26 protein-coding genes are annotated in these 24,315 nt (G+C 59.6%); 8 read left to right on the forward strand and 18 right to left on the reverse strand.

Annotation, left to right across the window (positions count from 1 at the left end; translation table 11 throughout):
* Positions 1–27: 27 nt before the first annotated feature.
* Together Q1M04_RS07270 and Q1M04_RS07275 are read right to left on the reverse strand one after the other, a co-directional pair.
* Complete coding sequence (locus Q1M04_RS07270; protein ID WP_297997838.1) at positions 28–1,824, reverse strand: VanW family protein; 1,797 nt, start codon at positions 1,822–1,824, stop codon at positions 28–30.
* Positions 1,825–1,947: 123 nt separating this feature from the next.
* Positions 1,948–2,739, reverse strand: a complete 792-nt coding sequence (locus tag Q1M04_RS07275; protein WP_297997839.1) for a ParB/RepB/Spo0J family partition protein — start codon at positions 2,737–2,739, stop codon at positions 1,948–1,950.
* Positions 2,740–2,874: 135 nt separating this feature from the next.
* On the opposite strand from Q1M04_RS07275, the gene Q1M04_RS07280 reads away from it, so the two are divergent.
* Positions 2,875–3,024 carry a hypothetical protein gene (locus tag Q1M04_RS07280; protein ID WP_297300943.1) on the forward strand — a complete coding sequence of 50 codons (150 nt, stop codon included), beginning with the start codon at positions 2,875–2,877 and terminating at the stop codon, positions 3,022–3,024.
* A 108-nt stretch (positions 3,025–3,132) separates the two neighbouring features.
* Here Q1M04_RS07280 and Q1M04_RS07285 read toward each other — a convergent pair whose 3' ends face one another.
* From Q1M04_RS07285 to Q1M04_RS07295, 3 genes are all read right to left on the reverse strand, one after another.
* On the reverse strand, positions 3,133–4,869 hold the full coding sequence (locus tag Q1M04_RS07285; RefSeq protein ID WP_297997840.1) for a carbon starvation protein A: 1,737 nt from the start codon (positions 4,867–4,869) through the stop codon (positions 3,133–3,135).
* A gap of 53 nt (positions 4,870–4,922) precedes the next feature.
* Entirely contained in the window at positions 4,923–5,438 is a 516-nt protein-coding gene (locus Q1M04_RS07290; protein ID WP_293281678.1) for a hypothetical protein, read from the reverse strand.
* A gap of 312 nt (positions 5,439–5,750) precedes the next feature.
* Positions 5,751–6,431, reverse strand: a complete 681-nt coding sequence (locus Q1M04_RS07295) for a FadR/GntR family transcriptional regulator (RefSeq protein ID WP_293281675.1) — start codon at positions 6,429–6,431, stop codon at positions 5,751–5,753.
* Between the two features lie 201 nt (positions 6,432–6,632).
* On the opposite strand from Q1M04_RS07295, the gene Q1M04_RS07300 reads away from it, so the two are divergent.
* The 6 genes from Q1M04_RS07300 to Q1M04_RS07325 all read left to right on the forward strand — a co-directional run bounded on the left by Q1M04_RS07300 (position 6,633) and on the right by Q1M04_RS07325 (position 11,174).
* Complete coding sequence (locus tag Q1M04_RS07300) at positions 6,633–7,307, forward strand: hypothetical protein (RefSeq protein WP_297997841.1); 675 nt, start codon at positions 6,633–6,635, stop codon at positions 7,305–7,307.
* 38 nt (positions 7,308–7,345) lie between these two features.
* Positions 7,346–7,555, forward strand: coding sequence for a 4Fe-4S dicluster domain-containing protein (locus Q1M04_RS07305; protein WP_295738122.1), 210 nt, complete (start codon positions 7,346–7,348; stop codon positions 7,553–7,555).
* Positions 7,556–7,569: 14 nt separating this feature from the next.
* Positions 7,570–8,637 carry a 3-methyl-2-oxobutanoate dehydrogenase subunit VorB gene (locus Q1M04_RS07310; RefSeq protein WP_297997842.1) on the forward strand — a complete coding sequence of 356 codons (1,068 nt, stop codon included), beginning with the start codon at positions 7,570–7,572 and terminating at the stop codon, positions 8,635–8,637.
* 1 nt (position 8,638) lies between these two features.
* Positions 8,639–9,382, forward strand: coding sequence for a thiamine pyrophosphate-dependent enzyme (locus tag Q1M04_RS07315; protein ID WP_293278612.1), 744 nt, complete (start codon positions 8,639–8,641; stop codon positions 9,380–9,382).
* Position 9,383: 1 nt separating this feature from the next.
* Complete coding sequence (locus Q1M04_RS07320) at positions 9,384–9,926, forward strand: 2-oxoacid:acceptor oxidoreductase family protein (protein ID WP_293278611.1); 543 nt, start codon at positions 9,384–9,386, stop codon at positions 9,924–9,926.
* Positions 9,927–10,097: 171 nt separating this feature from the next.
* Entirely contained in the window at positions 10,098–11,174 is a 1,077-nt protein-coding gene (locus Q1M04_RS07325; protein ID WP_295757138.1) for a branched-chain amino acid aminotransferase, read from the forward strand.
* A gap of 220 nt (positions 11,175–11,394) precedes the next feature.
* Here the strand turns inward: Q1M04_RS07325 and Q1M04_RS07330 are convergent, their stop codons facing one another.
* The 11 genes from Q1M04_RS07330 to Q1M04_RS07380 all read right to left on the reverse strand — a co-directional run bounded on the left by Q1M04_RS07330 (position 11,395) and on the right by Q1M04_RS07380 (position 21,370).
* Positions 11,395–12,291, reverse strand: coding sequence for a hypothetical protein (locus tag Q1M04_RS07330; protein WP_297997843.1), 897 nt, complete (start codon positions 12,289–12,291; stop codon positions 11,395–11,397).
* A gap of 119 nt (positions 12,292–12,410) precedes the next feature.
* Positions 12,411–13,763 (reverse strand): DUF4179 domain-containing protein, encoded by a 1,353-nt coding sequence (locus Q1M04_RS07335; protein WP_297997844.1) that lies wholly within the window; start codon positions 13,761–13,763, stop codon positions 12,411–12,413.
* The gene (locus Q1M04_RS07340; RefSeq protein WP_295757148.1) at positions 13,750–14,283 is read right to left on the reverse strand and encodes an RNA polymerase sigma factor; all 534 of its coding nucleotides are present in this window, start codon (positions 14,281–14,283) and stop codon (positions 13,750–13,752) included. Before Q1M04_RS07340 ends, Q1M04_RS07335 begins: the two co-directional genes overlap by 14 nt.
* Positions 14,284–14,524: 241 nt before the next feature.
* Positions 14,525–16,471, reverse strand: coding sequence for a methyl-accepting chemotaxis protein (locus Q1M04_RS07345; RefSeq protein WP_297997846.1), 1,947 nt, complete (start codon positions 16,469–16,471; stop codon positions 14,525–14,527).
* Between the two features lie 280 nt (positions 16,472–16,751).
* Positions 16,752–17,123 carry a hypothetical protein gene (locus Q1M04_RS07350; RefSeq protein WP_300447107.1) on the reverse strand — a complete coding sequence of 124 codons (372 nt, stop codon included), beginning with the start codon at positions 17,121–17,123 and terminating at the stop codon, positions 16,752–16,754.
* Positions 17,124–17,147: 24 nt separating this feature from the next.
* Positions 17,148–18,155, reverse strand: coding sequence for a hypothetical protein (locus tag Q1M04_RS07355; RefSeq protein WP_297997848.1), 1,008 nt, complete (start codon positions 18,153–18,155; stop codon positions 17,148–17,150).
* Positions 18,156–18,197: 42 nt separating this feature from the next.
* Positions 18,198–19,202, reverse strand: a complete 1,005-nt coding sequence (locus Q1M04_RS07360) for a hypothetical protein (RefSeq protein WP_297997849.1) — start codon at positions 19,200–19,202, stop codon at positions 18,198–18,200.
* A 155-nt stretch (positions 19,203–19,357) separates the two neighbouring features.
* Positions 19,358–20,074 carry a DUF4367 domain-containing protein gene (locus tag Q1M04_RS07365; protein ID WP_297997850.1) on the reverse strand — a complete coding sequence of 239 codons (717 nt, stop codon included), beginning with the start codon at positions 20,072–20,074 and terminating at the stop codon, positions 19,358–19,360.
* Complete coding sequence (locus tag Q1M04_RS07370) at positions 20,071–20,595, reverse strand: RNA polymerase sigma factor (protein WP_300345997.1); 525 nt, start codon at positions 20,593–20,595, stop codon at positions 20,071–20,073. Before Q1M04_RS07370 ends, Q1M04_RS07365 begins: the two co-directional genes overlap by 4 nt.
* Positions 20,596–20,828: 233 nt before the next feature.
* Positions 20,829–21,083: a DUF6291 domain-containing protein gene (locus Q1M04_RS07375; RefSeq protein ID WP_297997852.1), complete on the reverse strand. Its 255-nt coding sequence runs from the start codon at positions 21,081–21,083 to the stop codon at positions 20,829–20,831.
* Between the two features lie 95 nt (positions 21,084–21,178).
* Positions 21,179–21,370, reverse strand: a complete 192-nt coding sequence (locus Q1M04_RS07380; RefSeq protein ID WP_297997853.1) for a helix-turn-helix domain-containing protein — start codon at positions 21,368–21,370, stop codon at positions 21,179–21,181.
* Between the two features lie 364 nt (positions 21,371–21,734).
* Here Q1M04_RS07380 and Q1M04_RS07385 point away from each other — a divergent pair, with 364 nt between their 5' ends.
* Positions 21,735–21,917: a hypothetical protein gene (locus tag Q1M04_RS07385; RefSeq protein WP_297997855.1), complete on the forward strand. Its 183-nt coding sequence runs from the start codon at positions 21,735–21,737 to the stop codon at positions 21,915–21,917.
* A 495-nt stretch (positions 21,918–22,412) separates the two neighbouring features.
* Here the strand turns inward: Q1M04_RS07385 and Q1M04_RS07390 are convergent, their stop codons facing one another.
* Both Q1M04_RS07390 and Q1M04_RS07395 read right to left on the reverse strand, forming a co-directional pair.
* Positions 22,413–23,648 carry a tyrosine-type recombinase/integrase gene (locus Q1M04_RS07390; protein ID WP_297997856.1) on the reverse strand — a complete coding sequence of 412 codons (1,236 nt, stop codon included), beginning with the start codon at positions 23,646–23,648 and terminating at the stop codon, positions 22,413–22,415.
* Positions 23,648–23,860 (reverse strand): hypothetical protein, encoded by a 213-nt coding sequence (locus Q1M04_RS07395; RefSeq protein WP_295758458.1) that lies wholly within the window; start codon positions 23,858–23,860, stop codon positions 23,648–23,650. The genes Q1M04_RS07390 and Q1M04_RS07395 overlap by 1 nt, the downstream gene beginning before the upstream one ends.
* Positions 23,861–24,315 lie beyond the last annotated feature (455 nt).

Below are 24,315 nucleotides of genomic sequence, written 5' to 3' on the forward strand. Positions count from 1 at the left end.
TTCTTTCTTATCACAGCAGCCGGGGGCTCATTCCTCCGAGGGAGGGATGACCACAATGGCGGGCGGCTCCGCGGGCTCCGCCGGGGTTTCCGGTTCGGCGGGAATCTCCGCCGGGCCCGCGGCGGGAACGCTGGGTTCCGGGGTTTCGGCGGGGGGCGCGGGCTCCTGCTCCGCCGGGGTGCCGGGGACCACAGGGGCGGAGGCCGGCGGGGCGTCCTCCTTGGGCGGGCCCACCAGGACCAGGCGGTCCCGGTGCTTGTAGTCGCTGACATCCTCCACGTCGCTGGAGAGGAGATTTCCGCTTCCGTCGAAAATGTTCCGGTAGGTCTTCACCTTATAGCCGGTGTAGGGGGTGACCTTCACCTGCCGCTGGCCCGGGGCCAGGGAGGGGTCCAGCTGCTCCACCTCCTCGAAGGGAGTGGTGGACAGGGTCTCATAGGTCATCTTCACCGTCAGATCGTCGGTCTTGGTGCCCCAGAGCTGGACGGTAAGATAGCCCTTATCGTACTTTGCCACAATCTTCACGGGGTATTGGGTGTTGTTGGTAAACTTGTAATCCGGCCCGCCCCAGGACACCGTGGCGTCCATGCCCCGGGTGATGTAGGCGGGAATGTAGCGGTGGGCGTAACGCTCGGTGATTTCCATGTTGGCAAGCAGGCAGGCGTAATACAGCGTGGAGGAGGGCTGACACACGCCGCCGCCAATCTCGTCCACGGTCTCCCCCTGGACGTAGGCGGGGGCGGCCTTGTAGCCCTTGGCCTCCGTCCGCTGGCCCACGGTTTCGTTGTAGGAAAACACGTCCCCGCTGTTCATCACCGTCCCGTCAAAGGCGGCGGAGGCCAGCTTCACGTTGCTGACCCGGGCGGCGGTGCCCCCCACATGGGTGGTGCACTCACCCAGAAGGTCCCGGAAGAGGACGGCTTTCAAGTCCTCCGCCGTGATCTCCGGCTCCTGGATGTCGGCGGGGACGGAGACGGTTTCCCCCGGCAGGGCGGCGTTCAGCACCCGCTGGGCGGACACGGTGTCAAAGGACGCCCCCCGCTTCTCCGGCAGGATGCCCCCGGTTTCCTGGTCGTAGCGGGCGTTTTCCATCTCGCCGGACACGGCCTCGTGAACCTCCTGAATGGACAGGGGGCGGGCGGAATGGGTGGTCGCGTCCACCTGGACCTCCGTCGCCGCCGAGGCGGCGGCCTCCTCCAGAGCCAGGGCCAGCCCGGCTTCTCCCACAGAGCGGCCGTTGGCCTCCTTGGTCAGCAGAATCTCGTCCTCCCGGACCTCATAGGCGCCGTCCACCGGCTCCAGGGCCAGGTCCTCCGCCACCTGGGCCACGCCCCGGCGAAAGGCCTCCTCGTCCCGGTCCCCGGCGGTCAGTCCGTCCTCCTCGCCGTCGGTGAGGAGGGACAGCACCCGGGCCCCCCGGCTGAGGAAGGGGGCGGCGGCCTGCTGGTCAAAATGCCGCTGGGCGATGCCGGGGCACTGCTCGGCGGTATAGCCCAGCTCCCCCAGGGTGACGGAGGCCCCCCCGGCGTCCGCCGGCCAGCCCTCCTTCTCGGCCGTCTGGACGGTGGAGACGGCAAGCGTTCTTCCCGGCAGGGCCCCGGCCAGCACCTGGCCGGCCTGCTCCACGGTAAGGCCCCCCACGTCCACGCCGCTGATGGTCTCCCTCGGGTAAAAGACGGTCCGGGAACCGGCCCAGGCGCAGAGCCCGGCGTAGGCCCCCGCCATGATGGCGGCGGTGAGGGCCAGGGCGGCGATTACCGGAACGGCGGAGCCCTTTTTCACCCGTGCGCCGCCCGCCTTGACTTCATTTGTCAGCTGTCCCATGAAGTCCCCTCCTTTTTCGGCCCCACACACGGGCCGTTTCTCTCTTTGAGTATTCTAACACAGATTTTCGGAAAAAGTGATTACAATATAGTAACAAGAAAACAGGGCCTTCCGCCGGGGCGTTCAGCTCCCCGGCCTCCGGGGAATCCGAATTGTCATGACGATTTCCTCCTCCGTGTCCTCCCGGAGGCACCGGGCCTCCACCCCGGCCTCCCGGACGATGCGCAGCCCCCGGTCCACGCTGTTTAAAAACAGCCGCACGTCCTTTAAAATGTACGTCCGCCGCCCCGCCGGAGCCGCCGCCTGAAGCTCCTGGACCCGCCGCTCTACGTGCTGCTCCGTCTGGGCCACGTTCCAGCCCCGCTCCGCCGCCCGGCGGGCCATGGCCAGCCGCTCCTCCTGGTCCTCCAGCCGGAGGAGGGCCCGGGCGTGGCGCTCCGTCAGGCCGGTTTCCAGCAGCAGCGCCTGACAGGCCGGGGCCAGCCGGAGAAGCCGCAGCTTGTTGGCCACCGCCGAGGGCGACCGCCCCAGCTGGGCGGCGGCCTCCTCCTGGGTGGCCCCGGTGCGCCGGAGATAGTCCGCGATGGCGGCGGCCTCCTCGAAGTAGTGGAGGTCCTGGCGCTGCAAATTCTCCACCAGGGCCAGCAGGGCGGACTCCCGCTCGTCCACCTCCGCCTCTACGCAGGGCACCGCCGTAAGACCCGCCAGCCTCGCCGCCCGGAGCCGCCGCTCCCCCGCCACCAGTTCCCAGCCGTCGGGCCGCCGCCGGACCACCAGGGGCTGCACCACCCCGTGGCGGCGGATGGACGCCGCCAGCTCCCGCAGGGCCCCCTCGTCAAACAGCCGCCGGGGCTGGCGGGGATTGGGGCGGATGGATTCCACCTCCAGCCGCAGCACCCGCTTTTCCTCACCCATGGAAACGCCTCCTTCCAATTTGTCCCATTCTACCGGACAGGGCATGAAAAACCATGGGGATTCTGTCGGCGGCGGGAAATACCGCTTGCGCCGGGGCGGAAAAGCCGGTATAATAGCTGCAAGGAGGTGCTGTTTATGGGTACTGAAAAAGAGCGTAAGGATACGCAGAAGGCTTTGTTGTACGATCTCCGCCTGATTTTCAGCACCGGGGAAAAGGAGGACTACACGAGGCAGGAAATCCTGGAACTGCTGGATAAAATCGCCCTGGCCAAAGACCAGGAGTAAACGGCCGAAGGGCCCGGCGGGATATACCCGCCGGGCCCTTCTCTTCTTTTCATCCGGGACAAAAGGCTTCGCGCCCGGCGGAGACTGGCGCTCCGCTCATGGGTTCGCTCAGACCTTCTGATTCTTCTTGGGATGGGCGATGGTCACGCAGCCCTCGATGGCCAGAATGACCGCCAGGACCACCAGCAGGATGCCCAGAATGGCCTGGACATAGGGGCCCCAGTCCGCGCCGCCGGCGGAGATGACCGCAATCTGGTTTTTGGTGTTGACCAGCAGGGAGCAGATGGTGACGATGATCATGAAGCCCATGGGAAGCAGGAACATCTTGTTGTTCTTGCCAATGTTGCCCAGCCAGGTGGCCACCGCCAGCAGGCCCAGGCCCGCCAGCAGCTGGTTGGCGGAGCCAAACAGCGCCCAGATCTTCTCATAGCCGTTCAGGCCCAGCAGCACGCCCAGCACCACGGTGATGGCGGTGGAGACATACATGTTGGAGAGGACCTTCTTGTAGCCGGTGACGTTCTCCGGGGTCTCGCCCTTGCTGGAGTCCAGCCAGAACTCCTGGAACATGAACCGGGCCAGACGGGTGGCGGTGTCCAGGGAGGTCAGGCAGAAGGCGGAGTAGGTCAGCACCAGCAGGGTGTAGAGGATGCTGTAGGTGCCGGGGATGGAGTCGTCAATCATGTGGGCCAGGCCGCCGCCGAAGATGGCGGTGGCGCCCGCCAGGGCATTGTCGGGGTTGGCCGCGTTCCAGCTGTAGGCATAGGCCACGGCGCACAGGGTCAGGATGGCCAGGACGCACTCCAGCAGCATGCCGCCGTAAGCGATGGGCTTCGCGTCGGTCTCCTTATCCAGCTGCTTGGAGGTGGTGCCGGAGGAGACCAGGGAGTGGAAGCCTGAGATTGCGCCGCAGGCGATGGTGGTGAACAGGACGGGGAAGATGGGGTTGCCCGCGCCGGTGTCGGGGTTGGTGACCACGAAGGTGTTCACCACGGCCATGCTCCCCATGTCGGGCCGGGCCAGCACCACGGCGATGACCGCCAGGGCCAGCATGGCGTACAGCAGGAAGGAGCTCAGGTAGTCGCGGGGCTGGAGCAGAATCCAAACCGGGGTGACGGAGGCGATGGCGATGTAAATGCCGCAGATCCACATCCAGGCGTCCTTGCTCAGGTAGATGGGGTGGAAGTTCATGCCGACGGCGATGATGGCCACGATGGCGATGACGCCGATCACGCTGGCCACGGACATGGGGGCATTCCGGCGGTACACCAGGAAGCCGAAGACAATGGCGATGGCGATGAACAGCAGGGAGACCATGGCCACCCGGGCGTTGGCCTCGGAGGCGACCAGATCCACCTCGCCCGCCTCAGTGAAGGTGGCGCCGAAGGTGCCGGCCACGATGGAGGCGAAGGCCGCCACCACCAGGATCAAGGTCAGGTAGGCGAAGATCAAAAACAGCATCTTGGCCCGCTTGCTCATGTTGGTGGAAATGATTTCGCCGATGGACTTGCCGTCGTGGCGGACGGAGGCGAACAGGGCGCCGAAGTCATGGACGCCGCCGAAGAAGATGCCGCCGATGAGAATCCACAGCGTGCAGGCAAGCCAGCCGAAGCCCGCCGCGCCGATGGGGCCGGTGATGGGGCCCGCGCCGGCGATGGACGAGAAGTGGTGGCCCATCAGGATGGGGGCCTTGGCGGGGACGTAGTCGATGCCGTCCTCCAGGGCGTGGGCAGGGGTGGGCTTGTCAAGCTCGCCGACGCCCCACTGCTTGCACAGCCAGCGGCCATAGAGCACATAGCCGGCGAGCAGCACAGCGACGCTGATGATGAGAAGTACTAATCCGTTCATGAAAACACTCTCCCTCTTTCATGAGTCTCGTTTGCGGGGGAAATCCCCCAGGTTCATTTGGAGGCGAAATTGGCCTCCAGGGTCTTGCGGGCCCCCCTCCCGGCTGGATTGGAGAGAAAGCTCCGCGTGGAACATTCCATTGCTGCTATATGAAACTCCATCCAGCCATGGAGCGACAGCCGGTAGTTTTTGTGGAAGCGGGTCTTCTTCAAGACCTTCTTCGCCTCCGGGTCGATGGTCTCCGCCAGGACCACCAGGGTGACGAAGGAGCTCATATGCTCCTTGTGGGGGCGGATGGCGGCCAGGCCCGCCTTGAGGGTCCGCTCCGTCAGGGCCTTGGCCCCGGCGGCGTCCAGGTGGTCCGCCACATGGAAATAGGTGTAGTCGTGCTGCTCCGTGGCGTAGAACTGCTTATCCCGCCGGACCAGGTAATGCTCATCCCGGAGGAAGTAGTGGGCCATGGCGGGGAAGGAACCGCCCTCCTCCGTCTCCACGTCCTTCGTGAGGTCGTAGTTGTGGGAATAGGCGTTCAGCAGCTTCTCAAAGCACTCCTGGGGGGTTCTCTCCATACCATCCTCCGCTTCATCCGTTGGGCCCGCCGTTTCCAAGAGGAAACGGCGCGGAAGGGGGCGCCCCCTTCCCGGGAGTCCTGAAAGAACCCCAGCTTGCGAACGCATTATACACCCTCCCCAGCCATTTGTTAAGAGGGTTTGAACAAATTTGTGGACAATTTGTGAATGGTCCCCGGGTAATTGTGGGTTTTGCCAAAAGGAATTGGTAAAACCCGGAACCGCAAACATCAAAACCGACAATTTTTCGACGTCTTCTTTATCTATTTTGACGAACGTTTTGGCGATCTTGTCCCCGTCCGGGGGACAGCCTCAGTCCTGGAGGGTGTTGATCAAATGCTTCATATGGATGCTCATGGCGCAGCGGGCCCCCTCCTCGTCCCGCTTGAGGAGGAAGGCCAAAATGGTCCGGTTGTCCCCCAGGGCGATGTCCTGCATCTGCTGGCGGCTGGGGGAGATTTGCAGAATCTCATCCACGGCGCTGTTGATGATGGGGTACAGCCGCCGCATATACTCGTTGTGGGAGGCCTTGATGATGGCCCAGTGGAACTCCTGGTCCGCCAGGGGCCAGTTGCCCCCCTCAGCGGCGATGCGCTCCACCCGCTCCGCCTTTTTGCGGATCTGCTCCAGCTCCTCGTCGCTGGCCCGCCGGCAGGCCAGGGCCACGGTGGCGGGCTCGAAAATCAGCCGCATCTCAAAAAGGTCCTTGGCCCGGACCCGGGATCGGACCCCCGCCAGGGCGGTTAAGTCCATCCCCGGGGCGGGGAGGCTCTCCGCCACAAAGGTGCCCTTTCCCCGGCGGATGTCCAGCACCCCCTGGGCAACCAAAAAGGAGATGGCCTCCCGCAGGGTGGTGCGGCTGACCCCCATGGCCCCGCTGAGCTCGTTTTCGTTGGGCAGCTTGCTGCCGGGGGGATAGCGGCGCTCCTCCACAATCCACTCATAAAGCCGGTCCGCCGTCTGCTCGGACAGCTTGGCGCGTTTGCCTTCCATGTAGACTCCTCCATCCTCCGGCGGACCCGCCGGGCGCGTGTTGCGTTCATCAGAAATTTACTGTAAGAGTACTATACCGCCTTTTGCCGGAAAAAACAAGAAGGCTCTTGACAGCCTGTGTAATTTAGTATAAAATGACATCATACAACGCGGGAAAATACCAGACAACTTGCGCGCGATTTCCTGGAAGGAGGGGTCCTCTTGACCGTCCTGGAGCGCTTTCCCCACCGCCTGACCCTGGTCACCGGGCACTACGGCACGGGAAAGACCGAATTTTCCGTGAACCTGGCCCTGGCCCTGGCGGAGGCGGGGGAACGGACGGCCCTGGCGGATCTGGACATTGTAAACCCCTACTTCCGCAGCCGGGAGCGCCGGGAGCTGCTGGAGGCGGCGGGCGTCCGGCTGATCGCCACGTCCCAGGCCCTGGCGGACGCGGACGTGCCCGCCCTCCCGGCGGAGCTCCACGCCCTGCTGGAGGACCGGACGGTCCGGGGGGTGCTGGACATCGGCGGCGACCCCTCCGGGGCCCGGGTGCTGGCCCGCTACCGGCCCAGGATCGTGAAGGAGGACTACCGCCTCCTCTATGTGGTCAACGCCGCCCGTCCCGAGGTCCGCACGGCGGAGCGCAGCGTGGAAGTCCTCCGGGCCATCGAGACGGTGACGGGCCTTGCCTGTACGGGCCTTGTGAACAACACCCACCTCTGCGGCGAGACCACAGCGGAGGATGTCCGGGAGGGCGCGGCCCTGGCGGAGGAGGTTTCCCGCCTGACGGGGATTCCGGTGGCCTGTCATGCGGCGGAGTCCCGGTTCCGGGAAGCGCTGAAGGACCTGGACCCCTTCCCCATGGAGATTCGGATGAAGAAACCCTGGGAATAAAATTGGCAATTTATATAGAGGAAAGGAGATTTTGCACCATGGCGATCCACCTCACCTTCCGCCAGGACCGCTGCAAGGGCTGCGGGCTCTGCGTGGCCGTCTGCCCCAAGCACATTCTGGCCCTGGAGGGCGGCACCAACGTGAAGGGCTACCATCCGGCGTCCTGCACGGACGAGGCCGCCTGCATCGGCTGCGCCAGCTGCGCGAAGATGTGCCCCGATTCCATCATCACCATCGAAAAAGACTGAAAGGAGCCGGTCCCATGAAACGAGAAATCTGGAAGGGCAGCGAGGCCATCGCTGAGGCCGCCATCCGGGCGGGCTGCCGCTGCTTCTTCGGCTATCCCATCACCCCCCAGAACGAGATTCCCGAGTACATGTCCCTCCACATGCCCCAGTCGGGGGGCGTCTTCGTCCAGGCGGAGTCGGAGCTGGCCGCCGTCAACATGGTATACGGCGCGGCGGCCTCCGGCGTGCGGGCCATGACCTCCTCCTCCTCCCCCGGCGTAAGCCTCAAGCAGGAGGGCATCAGCTATCTGGCGGCCTGCCAGCTGCCCGCCGTGATCGTCAACGTCATGCGGGGCGGCCCGGGCCTGGGGTCCATCCAGCCCGCCCAGGGGGACTATTTCCAGGCCACCCGGGGCGGCGGCAACGGCGATTACCGCACCGTGGTCCTGGCCCCCGCCAACATCCAGGAGGCGGTGGATTTGACCCAGGAGGCCTTTGACATCGCCGACCAGTACCGCAATCCCGTGGTGCTCCTGGCGGACGGCCTCATCGGCCAGATGATGGAGCCCATCGTCTGGAAGGAGCGGACCCCGAGAACGCTCCCGGAGAAGACCTGGGCCGCCTGCGGCCGGGGGGACCGGGACCATAACAATTTCATCACCTCCCTGCTCATCGACGCCCCCTCCTGCGAGGCCCACAACCTGGAGCTGCACAAGAAGGTCCTGGAGATGGAGAAGAACGAATGCCGCTGGGAGGAGATCCTGCTGGAGGACGCGGAAGTGGTCCTGGTTGCCTACGGCACCCCCTCCCGGGTGGCCCAGACGGCGGCGGAGAATCTGCGCCGGCAGGGGATCAAGGCCGGCGTGTTCCGCCCCATTACCCTGTGGCCCTATCCCTACGCCCGGCTGCGGGAGATTGCCGACCTGGACCGGGTGAAGGGTTTCCTGACGGTGGAGATGAGCCTGGGGCAGATGCTGGACGACGTGAACCTGGCGGTTGCGGAGCGGAAGCCCGTGAAGTTCTACGGCCGCTGCGGCGGCAAGATCCCCGGCGTGTCCGAGGTGGAGCGGGCGGTCCAGGAAGCCTGGAAGGAGGTCAAGTGACATGACGACGATTTACCGGAAGACCAAGGGCCTCCAGGACACGGAGCTCCATTACTGCCCCGGCTGCGCCCACGGCATCGTACATAAGCTCATCGGCGAGATTCTGGAGGAGATGGACGCCCTGGGGACGGCCATCGGCGTCTGCCCCGTGGGCTGCGCCGTCTTCGCCGGGAACTACTTTTCCTTCGACACCATCGAGGCGGCCCACGGACGGGCCCCGGCGGTGGCCACCGCCGTCAAGCGCACCCACCCCACCCAGCCCGTCTTTACCTATCAGGGGGACGGGGACCTGGCCTCCATCGGCGCGGCGGAGATTGTCCACGCCGCCATGCGGGGGGAGAAATTCACCACCATCTTTATCAACAACGCCATCTACGGCATGACCGGCGGGCAAATGGCCCCCACCACCCTCATCGGCCAGCGGGCCACCACCGCCCCCCTGGGCCGCACCAAGGAACAGGCGGGCATGCCCATCCGGGTCGCCGAGATGCTCTCCACCCTGGACGGCTGCGTCTACGCCGAGCGGGTCTGCGTCACGGACATCCCCCACCTGAACAAGACGAAAAAGGCCCTGAAAAAGGCCTTCCAGCGCCAGATGGCCGGGGACGGCTTCACCTTCGTGGAGGTGCTGGCGGCCTGTCCCACCAACTGGGGCATGGAGATCGACGAGGCCAACCAATGGCTGATGGAGCATATGGCCGCTTACTATCCCCTGGGCGTTATCAAGGATACGGAGGCGACGTGATATGAAAAAGGAAGTGATTCTGTCCGGCTTCGGCGGCCAGGGCGTCATGTCCATCGGGAAGAACCTGGTGGAGGCCGCCGTGGCGGAGGACCTGGAAGCGTCCTGGGTTCCCTCCTACGGCCCCGAGATGCGGGGCGGCACCGCCAACTGCACGGTAATCATCAGCGACGAGCGCATCGGCGCGCCCCTGGTGGAGCGGCCCAGCGAGGTGGTGGCCATGAACCGGGCGGCTCTGGCGAAGTTTGAAAGCCGGGTGGCCCCCGGGGGCACGGTGTTCGTCAACAGCAGCATCATCCCCGACAAGGTAAGCCGGGAGGACGTGACGGCGGTCTACGTCCCCTGCGACGAAATCGCCTCGGAGCTGGGAAACCCCAAGGTCGCCAACATGGTGATGCTGGGGGCCTACGTGGCCGCCACGGGGGCGCTGAAGCAGGAGACCATTGAAACCATGATTGCGGAGATGTTCACCGGGAAGAAGGCCAAGCTGGTCCCGCTGAACCTGGAGGCTCTGAAACGCGGGCTGGAGTGCGGGAAGCCCGCCTAACAAGACCAAGCAGGGGGAAGCGGGCCGGAGCCCGCTTCCCCCGCATGTCTCCTTAGCGAAAAACCATTGACTTTGTCCCCGGGCAAGCATATAATCATTTAAAGCAAAAAACCGGGCCCCGCCCGGCAGGGGAGCCCAGCTCCCAATACGGAAAACAGGAGAGTGTTCGCAATGCTGGATATCAAAATCACGAAAAACCCCGCCCCCAAGGCCAAGCCCGCCGACGAGAGCAAGCTGGGCTTCGGCAAGATCTTTTCGGACCATATGTTCCTGATGGACTATACCGACGGCCGGGGCTGGCACGACCCCCGCATCGTGCCCTACGCGCCCATCCCCATGGACCCGGCCACTGTGGTCTTCCACTACGCTCAGGAGCTTTTCGAGGGCATGAAGGCCTACCGCTCCGTGGACAACGTCATTCAGCTCTTCCGCCCGGAGTGCAACGCCCAGCGGATGCAGGATTCCTCCGACCGCATGTGCATCCCCCAGGTCCCCGTGGAGGACTTCGTCCAGGCCGTGAAGACCCTGGTGGAGCTGGAAAAGGACTGGGTGCCCCATTCCGACGGCACCTCCCTGTATATCCGCCCCTTCGTCTTCGCCACCGACGTGGGCCTTGGCGTCCACGCCAGCAAGCACTACACCTTCTGCGTCATCTGCGCCCCCTCCGGCGCCTACTATGCCGAGGGCATTGACCCGGTGCGCATCTACGTGGAGGACGAGTACATCCGGGCCGCCCCGGGCCTGACGGGCTTCACCAAGTGCGGCGGCAACTACGCCGCGTCCATCAAGGCCGGCGAGGAGGCGGAGCGGAAGGGCTTCGCCCAGGTGCTGTGGCTGGACGGCGTGGAAAAGAAGTACGTCGAAGAAGTGGGCAGCATGAACATCCTCTTCAAAATCGACGGGAAGATCTACACCGCCGCCTGCACAGGCACGGTGCTCCCCGGCGTCACCCGGCGCAGCTGCATCGAGCTTCTCAGGGACTGGGGCTATGAGGTCATCGAGGGCCCCCTGGCCATCGCGGACGTGATGAAGGCGGGCCGCGAGGGCAAGCTGGAGGAGGTCTTCGGCACCGGCACCGCCGCCGTGGTCTCCCCGGTGAAGGAGCTGGACTGGAAGGAGGACAAGGTCTTCATCAACGACGGGAAAATCGGCCCCGTCACCCAGAAGCTCTACGACACCATGACCGGCATGCAGTGGGGCAAGATTCCCGATACCAAGGGCTGGATCGTCCCCGTGTGCAAGGGCTGAGAGAACGTCTTTTTTCAAAAAAACAGGGAAGGCGCGCCAGGCGCGCCCTCCCTGTTTTTGGGTCTTATTGAATGCGGAAGCGGTTAATGAGGCTGTTGAGAATTCCGGCCTGCCGGGAAAGCTCCTTGGAAACCGCCGCGCTCTTTTCCGCGGCGGGGTCGATGGGGCAGGGGAACATCCAGCTCCAGCCGGCTGAAATGGGTTCCGGCCTGACGCCGTGTCACCACAGTCTGCCTTCCTCCAGAGCCTTCCGGACATACTCCATGGACTTGCCCTCGAAGTGCCCGCCACAGGTTTGTTTCGCATTCCGCAGGAACTCGCCCTCCTTGTCGTAGATCGGGTAAGTGTACTCGTGGGGGCACTCCTCCTTGGAGAGTCCGTCCAGGGCATCTCTGGCCGCCTGTTCCTCAGCAAAACGTTTATATCCCTCCACCTCCACCTCCAGGTCCGGCGCGTAGCCCACATAGTCCGCCAACAGCGTGGTGCCGTAGCTCTCGCCCTTCTTATTTTTGGGGAAATCCCCGTTCACAAGGTATATCTCCTTGGCCTTTTTATCCAGCTCTGGCAAGGCGCTGTCGTTCCCTACCAGGTACTCGAACCGGATGTTTCCATCCTTATCCCGGTACACCTTTTCGTTGCCCCGGTAAGAGTTCGGGTCGTCGTCCGGGAGAATCGTGCCGCCCCGGCTCTTAATCAGGTCCACGTCGCCCCGGCGGGGATTTTGGGGCACCTCCTTGGGGATGCTGAGGTCAATCACGTTCTCGTCCCTGGCGGGCTGGGCTTCGGTGGCGGGCTTGGTGGGCTGCTTCCCCAGCAGGACCGTCTTGCTTGCGGAGTCATACCCGATCTCCACCCCCAGCAGCTCACTGATAGTGCGAATGGGGAGGTAGTTGGTTTTGCCGCCCGCCTCATCGGTGTAGAGGATGGAGCCGGGGATTTTCTGCCCATTGGCGGCGGTGATGTCCTGGCCCGCCGCGATTTTCTGCGTCCCGTCCATGGAGACGTTGGCGAAGTTGTAGCTCACCTTGCCGGAGGCCGCCAGGGCGGTGGTCAGGCAGAGGGACAGGGCCAGGGCGGCGAAAAAGCCGCCAGTAAAGGACGCGATTCTGTTTTTCATGAGGATACCTTCCTTTCTTTTTCGGCGGAAAGGGAATGCCCTCCCCGCTCCGTTCTGCTACCTAAACGGAGGGGGAGGACATAGTATTTCACGGATTTAAAAATTTCGGAAAAAATTTTTCAGTTCATCCGCTCCGGCAGGCGCTCCAGCTCGCTCAGCTCCACCCGGACCCCGCCGATATCCACCGCCGTTATCGTGGCGGGGTCGATGGGATAGGGAAAGCTGTGGCTGATGAAGGCTCTGAAGGTTTCCCCTAGGTCGGAGCCGCTTGTGAGGCCGCCGCTCGAATCCGTGATATCCACATAAGTCCCGTCCTCTATCCAGAGGCCCCAGGGACCCTCGAAAATGGCGTATTGTACATCCACCATGCGCAGGGGGTCCGACTCCTTGCTACCCTCCGGCAGCCCCACCTCGACATAGCCCTCCTGGGGGGTCATATCCACCTGGGCCAGGATTTCGCCTTTGAGGTCCATACCCGTGACGGAGAGCTGGAGTTCCGTGAAGTGCATGGGGACCTTCGGCAGGGGCGGCGTCCCTAGGGTCACGTCCACGTCCGCACCCCCGTAGTGGATGGGCAGAATCGGCTCGTTCAGCGTGAAGGTCAGGTCGAAGGGACCCGGGATGACGATCTCTCCCGGCCCCGGGTTCTGGGCGTATCCGTTTTCGTCTATGATAGACTCGCCTTTTCCGTCCGCGTAGGTGGCGATGTTCTCCAGGTGTAATGTCAGCTCCGGCCGCTTCGTCTCCGTGAACCAGCCGGAATAGAGGCTCTCGTTGTCCTGGAAGGAGAGGACGTTCCCCTCCCGTGTCTCAGGACAAAACAGCCATAGGACGTCCTTCCGGGCCCCTTCCTCCAGCGCGGCCCGGACGGCTTCCTCCGTTTCCTCCGGGGTCATATTCTGATTGGCGCAGTCCTCTTTCACCCGGTTTGTTATGTACTCCTCCCACTGGTCCTGCCGCATAATCAGGCGGCAGTCCCCCGTGTGCAGGGGCGTATAGGCCTGAAGGTCCTCCGGGAGGCTGGGGCTTTCAATGGTAAAGGACAGATAGATGTAGGTTCCGTCCCACACGGCGGCATTCAGCGTCAATGTGGTATCTCCCACGGTCTGGCTCTGTTCGATGACCGTACCCGTGCGTCTCAGGACCTCCTCGGACTGCTCCGGCGCGTTGGGGTTCACCCCAAACCAGGTGAACCACTGGGAGAACTGCCCCGTGGCCACGGCGTAGGCACAGGCGGACAGCAGCAGCATCGCCGCCACGATGGCGGCAAGCCGCCAGTCCAGGCGTTTCCGGCCTCCGGGCCGGGCCTGCCGCCCCCAGCCCTGGGGGTCCGCCAGAAGGCGCATCCGCTCCCGGAGGTAGCGGGGGGAGAAGTCCGGCTCCTTGTCCTCCGCGCTTTGGAGGGCCCGTTCATACTGCGCCAGGTTCGCGTCCATCAGCGCCCGGCGCAAAAGCATGTCAAACTGCGTCATACGCATATCCCTCCTTTTCCAGGCGTTCTTTCAGCATGGTCCGGCCCCGCATGACCCGGACGGCCACCGTGGACTCGTTCATCCCCAGCCGCCGGGCGATCTCCCGGTTGGTCTGCTCCTCCACCAGCTTGAGCTCCAAAATCCGCCGGTAGTTCTCCGGCAGGGAGCGGATGAGGGAAACGAGATAGTCGTACTCCTCCTGGCGCTCTTCCTGGGCGGGCGGGTCCCAGTCCTCGGGAAAGGCGACGGTTTTCCGCTCCGCGCGGAGGATGTCCAGGGCGCAGTTTTTGGCCACGGTGACGGTGTAGCCCTCCGTCTCCCCCCAGGGCAGGGCGGAAACCCGGTCCCAGTTCTGCACCAGCTTGAGCCAGGTCTGCTGGGCGGCGTCCTCCGCCCGGGTGGGGTCCCCCAGGATACGGAGGACCACCGCGTAGATTTTCTTCTCATGAGCCTCAAAAAGCCGCGTAAACCGCCGCTGGTCCTGTTCGGTTTCCAGCATGGCCAGGCAGATCGCAAGCATAAAAGCCCTCCTCCTTTTTGTTGAATTGGCGCCGATTCACTGAGTAAACGGCGGGGAAGGGGAAAGTATTACAGATCGGGAAAAAGTTTTTTCATTTGCCGCACAATAAATTTGTAGCACGCGGCGGCGAAAAGGGCAACACGATTTAACAAAATTCCACGGAGAACGGACCGGAAAGATTCCCCGCCAGGGTAAAAAGGCGGCGTGAACAAGCCGTTCACGCCGCCTCTGAGCTATTTATTTAACTTAGCTGGAACTTGCTCACCAAGCTGTTCATCAGCAGGGACTGCTCCGTCAATTCCTGCGAGGTAGCGGCGCTTTGCTCCGAGGTGGCGGAGGTGCTTTGAATAACGGAAGAAATTTGGTCAATCCCCTCGGTCACCTGGGAGATCGCTGTGGTCTGGCTTTCTACCGCCTCTACGACCGCGTCCACTTTTATCGTCACGTTTTCCGCGATGGAGTTGGTTTTGCCCAAGGATTCCGTTACCTTTGCAACCACCTGGCCGCCCTCCGCAACAGCGGTGATGGACCCCTCTATCAGCTCCTTGGTAGCCTTGGCCGCCTCGTCGGACCTGGACGCCAGATTCCGCACCTCATCCGCCACCACGGCAAAGCCCTTTCCCGCGCTGCCCGCCCGGGCGGCCTCCACGGCGGCGTTCAGGGCCAGGATGTTGGTCTGGAACGCAATGTTTTCAATGGTATCGATAATCTTGCCGATTTCCGTGGAGGAGCCGGATATTTTCTCCATAGCGCTATTCAGCTCTTGCACATAATCCACGCTGACGCCCAGCTGAGCGCCTGCCTGAGCCACAAAATGCCCGGCCTCCTCTGCCGCGGCCGCGGTCTGCCTGGCGTTCTCCGCGATGCTGTCGGCGGTGGCGGAGAGTTCATGGATTGCGCTGGCCTGCTCCGTGGCCCCCTGGCTCAGGGACTGCGCGCCGTTGGATACCTGAACGGCGCTGCCGGCCACGGCCCCGGCGGACCGGCTGATTTGGGAAAGCGTATCCTTCAAGGAACTGTGGATGGCCTTGATGGACTGCTCCATGGTTACAAAGTCGCCCCAATATGTACGCGTGATCGTTTCGCGGAAATCTCCCCGCGCCATTTTGCCCAAATGGTGGGACACATCCTGCGCCACGTCGTTCAAACGGGACAGCATGGTTTCCAGCGCCCTTGCCAGCTGGACGGTTTCATCCTTGGACTTTACGCGGGGGGAGGGGGTATGCAGATCTCCGTCGGCCATCTTCTCAAGCCGGGCGACGCAGGACTGAATGGGCCCGGAGATGGACTTGCCCACCTTGACCGCCACGGGGAATGTGGCGAGCACAACGAGAACGACCACCAGGATCGTCAGCAGAATGCTTCGGTCCAAGGAGGATTTGAGTTCCCGCTGGCTGGTTTCAATGGCGATGCTCCACTCCTGATTGCCGTCAATGGGAGCGAAGCCCACAAATTTGTTGTCGCCATAGAAATTATATGCCCCGAAGCCGGTTTCCCTTTGGATCATACGCTGATTCACAGCCGCTACATCCGCCACGCTGGGGTCCGTTTTTGCGGTTTCAATCATGTTGGAGCCCTCTTCTACAATAGAGGCCTCCCGGTGGCCAATGACATTGCCCTTATTGTCCAGCACATAGGCTACGCCGTCGCTGCCTATGGACAAATTTATTACAATGTCCGACAGAAAATCGGCGCTGATTCCGCCATAGACCACGCCGTCAAAGCGGCCATTGGTGATGATGGGCACCTCCAGCAGGAAGATCATCCGCTGTCCGTCGTTCATGATATCGGAGATATAGGGTTTCTCGGCAGCCTTGCACTGTTGGAAATAGTCCTCTTCCGCGTAGCTGTATCCCGTGGAAGAAAACCCGGAGGCGTCCATTTTGCCGACGTAAAGAAAGCCGTTGCGCTGGGCGATATCATCTCGAAGCGGGACCAGCTCCGGATCGGTCGGGTCAGATTCCCGGAAAATATCAGAGGCGGCGGCCTCTTGGAGCGCCGTCCAGTAGCTCCCCATTTTCCACTCCACAGCGTCTGCGGCCATCTGCGTGGCGGGACCCAAAGTCTTTTCCATGACATCGTCAATTCCGCTGGCGTTCAGCAGGGCCGTAATCACGCCGATCAGTGCCGAGCCTATCAGCACGACCGACAACATACTGATTTGGATTTTTGATTTGATCGACTTCATACATGACCTTCCTTTTATCTGCTTTTTATTTGGGGCAGGGGAATGCGCTTCTAACAATATATACGCATGCAGTTTTTGCCGCACCCCAAATCCTTGATATTTTAGCATGAAGCCGCAAAATATTCAATATGGATTTTTGCCCTCCGCTCCCCGTTGGGAATGTCCGTCCGGAATCCGTGGAACGGCCTTTCATGCCGCCCGTTCCACGGATTCCGCAGAGAAGTTTTCCGCTTTGGATCAAGCTGCGGATCAACGGCCCGTAAACCGCCGCGGCAAGGGGTCAATACTTCAAAGGATGGGCGTCCGTGTACAGCTTCCCGACGTTGATGGCGTAGAAGTCGAAGTTGTCCAAAAGCGCCTCGAGCTCCTTGGGATATCCCTTCCCGGAGCTGCGGATCACGTCCATCAGATGCACGCTGACGGGATACCGGGTCGGGTCCATCCGGGCGGTGAGCCCTTCGTCCTCGCCAAAGGCACAGCCAAAACTTAGGGGTCTTTTCACTGTGGGCTTCTCCGGCCGTCCGGAAATCGTGACGGTATCCGTGGACGCTGCAAGGAGACGGCCCTTTGGGGCGGCTTCTCCGGCTTTGGCTTCCGTCGGAGCGGCAGTCAAGGGTACCGCTGTTTGGCGCTGGTTATTTACTGAAAGCATGGTGACCTCCAATCGCTGACGCCATTATTCTTTTGTCTCTCCGAGCAGCTGGTCCAGGCTGTCGTCCACCGCTCCGGTGATAAAGTGGTCAAAGAGCCCCTCCAGCAGCTTCACATAGTCCTCAGTCCAGCCGTTGTGGCCGCTGACCCGGTGCAAATTGTCTTTCATTGCGGCCGCGAATTGGGCCGTGTCAAAGGGCTGGTCCGCCACACGGTACCATTGGTCCGCCGTCATCGGCGTATACTTCTCGATTCCAACTTTGGAAATGCTGTTCGGATTGAAGGCTTCTTGAAACCGCTCTCTCAGCATGACGCGGTAGGTGCTCGCCTGATCTTTTCCCATCTTATGGTTCAGGACACCGGACAAATCCAGCTCACTCTGCATGTTCAAAAAATCCAGCGTCGTATTTTTTCCGGCGTACTTCTCCTGGATGGCCGCCTCCCGCTCCTCAAAGCTCATTCCGTCGTAACCTAAAACCTTCATCAGCGCGTTATCAACAGTCTTACATGCTTTGAGCCTGGAAGAACTATCCAATGCATCCACTTCCGCGTCGGTCCACTCCGCATACGGTCTGCCGTCCAGCTCCAAGCCCTCTTTCCGTGCGTCGATTATGGCGGGGTTGTAAATATGGCGCGTAATTTCACGATCAAACTGTTGGTTGATGGCAGCCCATTCTGCTGGTCCACCGATAAAGCTTCGAATGGCGATCATGTTCCCATCAAAGGCTTCATCGTAGCGGTTCCAGATTTCCGCATAGATTTCGTCCGGACCCATGCCGGTGTAATCGGCCTGGGCGTTCAGCTCCGCCAGCTGTTTCAGTTTCGCGTGGGTTGCGTTGCTGACGGTAAAGCCATAATAAGTTCGTTCCGCCAGGGAAAACTCTGGCTCCGTCCGGGGCTGCGGGGTGCTGGGGACGTAGCGGTCCTGGGCTTTGGCCGTCTGCATCACCTGCCCGAAGGTTTTTGACGGTGTGGCTGAGGCCACGGACTTCCGATACCCTGTGCGGGCTTGTGGGATCCCTTCAATTTTCATGGTTACGCATTTCTTCCAATATAGGGGCCTTAATCCAGGCCGTTATTCCTTTGCCTTATCAAGCAGCTGTTCCAGGCTGTCGTCCACCGCTCCGGTGATAAAGTGGTCAAAGAGCCCCTCCAGCAGCTTCACATAGTCCTCAGTCCAGCCGTTGTGACCGCTGACCCGGTGCAAATTGTCTTTCATTGCGGCCGCGAATTGGGCCGTGTCAAAGGGCTGGTCCGCCACGCGGTACCATTGGTCCGCCGTCATAAAAGAAGCCTTCTCGTGTCCAACTACCATAATGTAGTTCGGATTAAAGGCTCTCTCAAACTGGTTATTCAGCATGGCGCGGTAGGTACGCACCTGATCTTTCCCCATCTTGTGGTTCAGGACGCCGGACAAATCCAGCTCACTCTGCATGTTCAAAAAATCCAGCGTCGTATTTTTTCCGGCGTATTTCTCCCGGATGGCCGCCTCCCGCTTCTCAAAGCTCATTCCATCGTAACCTAAAACCTTCATCAGCGCGTTATTAACGGTCTTACATGCTTTAAGTATGGAAGAATCATCCAAAGCGTCCATTTCCGCGTCGGTCCACTCCGTATACGGTCTGCCGTCCAGCTCCAAGCCCTCTTTCCGCGCGGCGATTATGGCGGGGTTGTAAATATGGCGCGTAATTTCATCACAAAACTGATTGTTGATGGCAGTCCATTCTGCGGGGCCAGCGATATAGGCTCTAATTGCGATCATATTTCCGTCGAAGGCTTCATCGTAGCGGTTCCAGATTTCGGCATAGATTTCGTCCGGACTCATGCCGGTATAATCTGCCTGGGCGTTCAGCTCCGCCAGCTGTTTCAGCTTCGCATGGGTTGCGTTGCTGACGGTAACGCAGCCATAGGTCCGCTCCGCCAGGGAAAACTCCGCCTCCGTTCGAGGCGGCGGGGCGCTTGGAACATAACGGTCCTGCGTTTTCGCCTCCAGCACCTGCCCGAAGGTTTTTGACGGTGTGGCCGAGGCCGCGGACTTCCGATACCCTGTGCGGACCTGTGGGGCTCCTTCAATTTTCATGATGCTTCATTCCTCCGATCAATCATTCCGCGCCCGGCTTATGGCGGCCAGTCCATAAAAGCGGCCTCCTTCCGCGCTGCGCAGCAGGATTCCGTAAACCCTACTTTACAAATGCGGAAGGAGGCCAAATCCTCACATTATGCTTAAGGAAAATTTTATTTTGCCGATTCCACCAAAGAAACGCTTTCAGCCATGCGCAAAATATCGGTTTTGTCAAGATTCGCTTCCACCATGAACTGTAGTCCGCGGTCCGGGTCGATCCAAGTGACCGCGTTCCGATGGTTCTCCCAATCGGCCACCCAGAAAAGCTGACCGTCCAGCCCATTTACCGTGACTTCCAATATTTCGGACTCTTCCATAATAAAGTCCGTAGCGATGCCTTGAACCATCTGCATATAGCTCAGATAGATTGTTTTCCCGGTTTCTTCGTTCCGGTAGGCAATATCCGTTTGGCCCGGCCATTCGATGCGCTCGCTTTCGACCTCGGCGTAGTCCTCCGGCAATTCCGTAATTTCATATTGGGGCATTGCCCCGGCCATATCCTCCCCCGTATATCGGTAGGTGATATGCGTTTCATACCATTCGATAACCCATTGGTTTACCGCCGCCCTGACTGCGGGGCTGACGGCCAACAGACTGCCGAACCCAATCGAAACAATCAGCAGGACCGCCGCTGTCCGGCGGGCAATGTTCTTCCATACGGGAACCGCCCTTTTACGCTCCCACGCCAAAGGGTCTGCCAGCATTCCGGAAACTTGGCGCTTGTAACGCGCGGAGGGCACAAAAGCGGGCTCCGCCTGCTTCTCCCAATCAAGCCGGAGGGAATCCAATAAAACCCGCTGCATCAACGCGTCCAGTTCGTGATCCGTCATGGGCAAACTCCTTCCTGCTCCATGTATTTGCGCAAAAGCGCCCGCCCCCGGCTGGCGCGTGTGTTGACGGCTGTTTCCGAAATGCCAAGGCGGACAGAGATTTCTTTGTATGAATAACCCAGAAGATATTTCATCTCCAATACGGCCCTGTATGTATCCGGAAGCCGGGCAAACAGGTCCACCAGTTCCTCGTACTCTGTTATGCCGGAAACGCCGTTTTCAACAGCGTCCCAATCCTCCAGCAAAACAACTTTTTTCTTTTTGCGGAGAATTATGAGCGCCTCGTTCTTCACTATGGAAATGAGCCAGAAGGGCAGATCCTTACAGGAAATCTCAGAAATTTTTTCAAAGTGCCGGATGACCTGCATAAAGGCGTTTTGAACCGCGTCCTCCGCGTCCGTTTGGTTCTTGAGTATCCGCATAGCGGCATTTTCCAACCGGGCATGGTGCTGCTCGTAAATCACCGCAAATTCCCGGCGGTCCTCTTCGCTCTCCAGCGCGGCCAAGAGAAATATCAGCATGAGCAGTTCTCCTTACATATAGAACCAGGCCTGCTTTGTGAGGCTGTGCTTGGGTGTTATGAAAAGCAGATAGTCATTATAGCATGACTGCGCGGGCCTATCAACCTAAATTCAGCGTAAAGAGGAGTATTCCAGGGTATACTAGGACATACCGTTGGATACGTCCGTATTCCAGCGAATACGGACGCTTTCCAGAGTATGCCGCCGAATTAGCCTTTTTTCCCGTTCTTCTTTCAGCGGGCGTTGATTGCCTCGGCGGACTTCTCGCATTTCTTCCGGTACATTTCGGCGTCCCGGTCGATTTTGCCCTTGATAAACGGCCACGCTGCCGCCAGCCGGTCCCCCAGAACCGGCTCAACGTCATATTCGGCATAGTCCAGAATTGCCGCGAAAAGCTGTCCCCGCTCCGCGTTGTTCATCAGGGCCAGCAAGGGCCGTGTTTCGGCGAAATACAGCATAACGCCGGGAGGACGTTTTTCCGCGCTCACAAGGCCCCGCCTCCCGCCTGGAGGCGCACCCACTCCGCCAGCAGCTCGGCGGAGATCAGCCGCCGTCCCCGGAGCTTCACCGACGGGAAGCCGCTTTAATGAATCAGCCGGTACACCAGAGACCGGGATACGCCCAGGGCCTCGGCGGCCTCCTCCACGCTGTACGCCAGCTTTGGCACGCCGCCCGGTATGACAGGGGCCGGAGGAAGCCGCTGCGCCGGGGCCGCCGGAGGGCCGTAAAACCACCACGGAAGGCCGGGCGGCAAGGCCTCCTTGATTTGCCGCATTATTGCAAATTCTATTATAGAAACATCCGCTTTCATTTACCGCTCTTAACTGCCCTTAAACACCGCTATTCCAACAGGTTCGACAGCAGATAGAAGTGGAAAACTTTGTGGGGATGTAGATAACTCGTATATTGTTTCTGCACTATTCCTATACGCTAATTCCTATACTGAGAAAGGAGGTCTCCGGCATAGCGAGACCTTATATTTATGCGACGGTGCAGTTGAGTCTTGCACCAAAACAGGCTGCTACAAAAGAGGCCATGAGTGCCGCCATACCACGGATGCCGCCCATGCTTTGAACCCAGAGGATAAGCGCCGCTTCGTACCTGACGGAGACGGGAATCTCTGGGAAGTATCGTCCATCATGTCCGTCCTGGCCGAAAAGTCTCACAAGTTTCTTTCATCCGAAGAAGCCCTGCGAGATGTCGTTCCGCCCCAGTGGGGCAAGGATGTTCTGAGTGGGGAAAAGAAAGTCGTGGCCGATGTGTCCAAAGGTCGCAAAATGGATGGTCGTTTTTACGGCATAGTAATTGCGTCTGATTTGTGACTGTCAAACAGCGAGTAAAATACAGAAAACCCACTTTTAAGTAGAGAGCAGGAAACTCTCAAACTTTCTGTGCATTTGCTTCGATGCTATGAATGAGATGCGGCGAAACCATCGTAAAGGTGCTGCTATCAGCAGTCGATGAAGCCGCGTGTACCAAATCATGCCGACCGTGCGCAATTTAATACTGGTTCTATCTTCTCTCTACTTAAAAGTGGGTTTTCTCCCGAACATCGTGTTCGAGAAATTTTTGCCCAGGAGAGGAAAAGGAGGAAACTGCCGGTAACAGTTCCCTCCTTCTTGCTGTGGACGTGCGCTCAGTCTTCGACCGGAGCGTAGCCTAATTCCTGAATCAGCCGTTTGTATTCGGCTAACTCGGCTTCAAACTCATGGTTATCAGCCATCCACACATACCTCCTCTCTTGGGCAAAGATTTCTCCTTTCTCGCACACTATACAAAGTCAACGCGAAATAGGGTGCAAGCGCGATGCCTACACCCTATCTTATTTTTTCGATTTCCTCTTTTAACCACTCAAATTCCCGTTGGGTGTAGACCTTCTCAGTGATGTCCGAAATCTTGTGGCCAACCATATATTTGATGGCGTACTCATCAACACCGGCTTTCTTGCAGGCCGTGACAAAGTGCTTTCTGCCATCATGCGGACGATGCTCCGGGTTTAGTTTCAGCTCGTCCCGAACCATGCCAAATCCCTTCTGGTATCGCTGGTAGGTCATCATCGTCGGTTTGCCGCTTCGACCATCCGTACAGTTGAAGAGGTACTTGCTGCCAAGCGCGACGGCCTCTTTATATTTTCGCTCAACCAAGGAGCGTATCTTCGAGTGGATCGGCACAACACGGTTCTCTCCGGCATCCGTTTTCATGCCGCCTTTGAACGTCCACCCCTCCAGGTCAACATTCTCAAGTTCCAGCAATCCGAGCTCCTGCGGCCGCCATCCGGAATAACACTGAATGAGCATAACATCGACATATCGTTTATCGTCTACATGACTCCAGAGAAGTTCCATCTCTTCATCCGTAAATGACATGTGCTCCTTCTTTACTGTCTGTATCTCTTTGATTGTCTCTTCGGTCGGGTTGAAGGTGCGGGAGTAATTCCGGTCGACCAGCTCATATTCCAAAGCATAATCAAGCATGAGGTTGAACAGAGACTTGATCTTGTTCTTCATGCTCGCCGTCGGATGCTGCTCTTTTCCTCTGACTTTGGCCGTCCCCTCTTCCATACAACCTTTCACATGGCGGGCTCGGACATCCATCACCCTCATGTCGTAGACTGCCGAGCAGTAAGCCCAAGCTGAAGTAACAGCTCGAATGCTCCCATCTGCTTTGAGGGTCTTGAAATACTCTTCTGACCATTTGTCGTAAAGTTCCCTAACTGTTATGGACGGCTCCAAATCATACGGATTTTTGTTATACTCTACGAGAGCGGCGTAAGCGTCATTGTAAGTAGGGAAATACGATTCCGGTTTCAGAGGTTTACAAATAGGTCGCCCTTCTGGGGTCTTTCCAACCGTAACCATCGCCCGAAAAGGGTTTCGGAGGTTGCGATTCTTTATTTCGCTGATTTGGCCGAAGCCATTAGGGAGGCGTCGTCGCTTGCTGCTTTTAGCACGAGACTTTCGTTTAACAGTCGGCTGCATCGGATAGCCGCAATGAGGACAGGCTGTGGCTTTATCGCTGACTTGCAGTTCACATTCGGGGCATTGGATGAGCATTACCTATCCTCCTCTTCAAGGATCTTTTTGGCTTTTATCTCCATGTGTTCGATTTTGTAGAGTATGTCTCCTATTTTCTGCAACAAGAGGATTGAGCCTGCAAACTTCAAAGCACCTAATGCTCGTTGATTTTTGTTGTACTCTTTCACACCGCCTTGTTCGGTGTAAACCTCATGCAGGAACTTAGCCGGGTTGACGTGTTTCTTCTTCATTGTATATCTCTCCTATTCGCCAAATTGGCATCTCCTTTTATGAAGGAGGTTGATTCTAATGAAAACGGACAAAAGACTTATGAACGAAGTTGAAAACTTGTGGCCTGACCATGAGGAGGCATTAACACACTTCGGTAATTTGTGTGTTGCAGCGGCAAAAGCTGGGCATCAATGCAAAATACGAAGGTATTTACGCCGAGGCATGGTTGTGGCTACAATCGCAACTATCGTTATCACACGCTGTCTGGATTCGATAAGCGAAACCTACTAAGTAAGAGTGAGAAAGTGAGGATTACTCAGATGGGAGCCGCCAAAACGGCGGCTCCTCTTTTTTTTGCTTTCTTACCCCTTGCGCCGCCCGCAATAATAATATATCATAGTGTAGGAGTTTGTCAAGATGTTCCTACATAAAATTTTTATTGATTTGCGGAGGCGGGATATGGTTAGTATGAATG

Origin of the sequence: uncultured Oscillibacter sp., from assembly GCF_950073225.1 — a bacterium.
GTDB lineage: Bacteria > Bacillota > Clostridia > Oscillospirales > Oscillospiraceae > Oscillibacter.

Coding starts and splice junctions, on each gene's coding strand:
- Q1M04_RS07385 (WP_297997855.1), top strand. CDS start 21,735: ATGTCCGTCCTGGCCGAAAAGTCTCACAAGTTTCTTTCATCCGAAGAA.
- Q1M04_RS07335 (WP_297997844.1), bottom strand. CDS start 13,763: ATGACGCAGTTTGACATGCTTTTGCGCCGGGCGCTGATGGACGCGAAC.
- Q1M04_RS07350 (WP_300447107.1), bottom strand. CDS start 17,123: ATGCTTTCAGTAAATAACCAGCGCCAAACAGCGGTACCCTTGACTGCC.
- Q1M04_RS07320 (WP_293278611.1), top strand. CDS start 9,384: ATGAAAAAGGAAGTGATTCTGTCCGGCTTCGGCGGCCAGGGCGTCATG.
- Q1M04_RS07365 (WP_297997850.1), bottom strand. CDS start 20,074: ATGACGGATCACGAACTGGACGCGTTGATGCAGCGGGTTTTATTGGAT.
- Q1M04_RS07285 (WP_297997840.1), bottom strand. CDS start 4,869: ATGAACGGATTAGTACTTCTCATCATCAGCGTCGCTGTGCTGCTCGCC.
- Q1M04_RS07330 (WP_297997843.1), bottom strand. CDS start 12,291: ATGAAAAACAGAATCGCGTCCTTTACTGGCGGCTTTTTCGCCGCCCTG.
- Q1M04_RS07295 (WP_293281675.1), bottom strand. CDS start 6,431: ATGGAAGGCAAACGCGCCAAGCTGTCCGAGCAGACGGCGGACCGGCTT.
- Q1M04_RS07290 (WP_293281678.1), bottom strand. CDS start 5,438: ATGGAGAGAACCCCCCAGGAGTGCTTTGAGAAGCTGCTGAACGCCTAT.
- Q1M04_RS07305 (WP_295738122.1), top strand. CDS start 7,346: ATGGCGATCCACCTCACCTTCCGCCAGGACCGCTGCAAGGGCTGCGGG.
- Q1M04_RS07315 (WP_293278612.1), top strand. CDS start 8,639: ATGACGACGATTTACCGGAAGACCAAGGGCCTCCAGGACACGGAGCTC.
- Q1M04_RS07270 (WP_297997838.1), bottom strand. CDS start 1,824: ATGGGACAGCTGACAAATGAAGTCAAGGCGGGCGGCGCACGGGTGAAA.
- Q1M04_RS07395 (WP_295758458.1), bottom strand. CDS start 23,860: ATGAAGAAGAAACACGTCAACCCGGCTAAGTTCCTGCATGAGGTTTAC.
- Q1M04_RS07340 (WP_295757148.1), bottom strand. CDS start 14,283: ATGCTTGCGATCTGCCTGGCCATGCTGGAAACCGAACAGGACCAGCGG.
- Q1M04_RS07275 (WP_297997839.1), bottom strand. CDS start 2,739: ATGGGTGAGGAAAAGCGGGTGCTGCGGCTGGAGGTGGAATCCATCCGC.
- Q1M04_RS07355 (WP_297997848.1), bottom strand. CDS start 18,155: ATGAAAATTGAAGGGATCCCACAAGCCCGCACAGGGTATCGGAAGTCC.
- Q1M04_RS07370 (WP_300345997.1), bottom strand. CDS start 20,595: ATGCTGATATTTCTCTTGGCCGCGCTGGAGAGCGAAGAGGACCGCCGG.
- Q1M04_RS07280 (WP_297300943.1), top strand. CDS start 2,875: ATGGGTACTGAAAAAGAGCGTAAGGATACGCAGAAGGCTTTGTTGTAC.
- Q1M04_RS07345 (WP_297997846.1), bottom strand. CDS start 16,471: ATGAAGTCGATCAAATCAAAAATCCAAATCAGTATGTTGTCGGTCGTG.
- Q1M04_RS07310 (WP_297997842.1), top strand. CDS start 7,570: ATGAAACGAGAAATCTGGAAGGGCAGCGAGGCCATCGCTGAGGCCGCC.
- Q1M04_RS07360 (WP_297997849.1), bottom strand. CDS start 19,202: ATGAAAATTGAAGGAGCCCCACAGGTCCGCACAGGGTATCGGAAGTCC.
- Q1M04_RS07390 (WP_297997856.1), bottom strand. CDS start 23,648: ATGCTCATCCAATGCCCCGAATGTGAACTGCAAGTCAGCGATAAAGCC.
- Q1M04_RS07325 (WP_295757138.1), top strand. CDS start 10,098: ATGCTGGATATCAAAATCACGAAAAACCCCGCCCCCAAGGCCAAGCCC.
- Q1M04_RS07380 (WP_297997853.1), bottom strand. CDS start 21,370: ATGCGGCAAATCAAGGAGGCCTTGCCGCCCGGCCTTCCGTGGTGGTTT.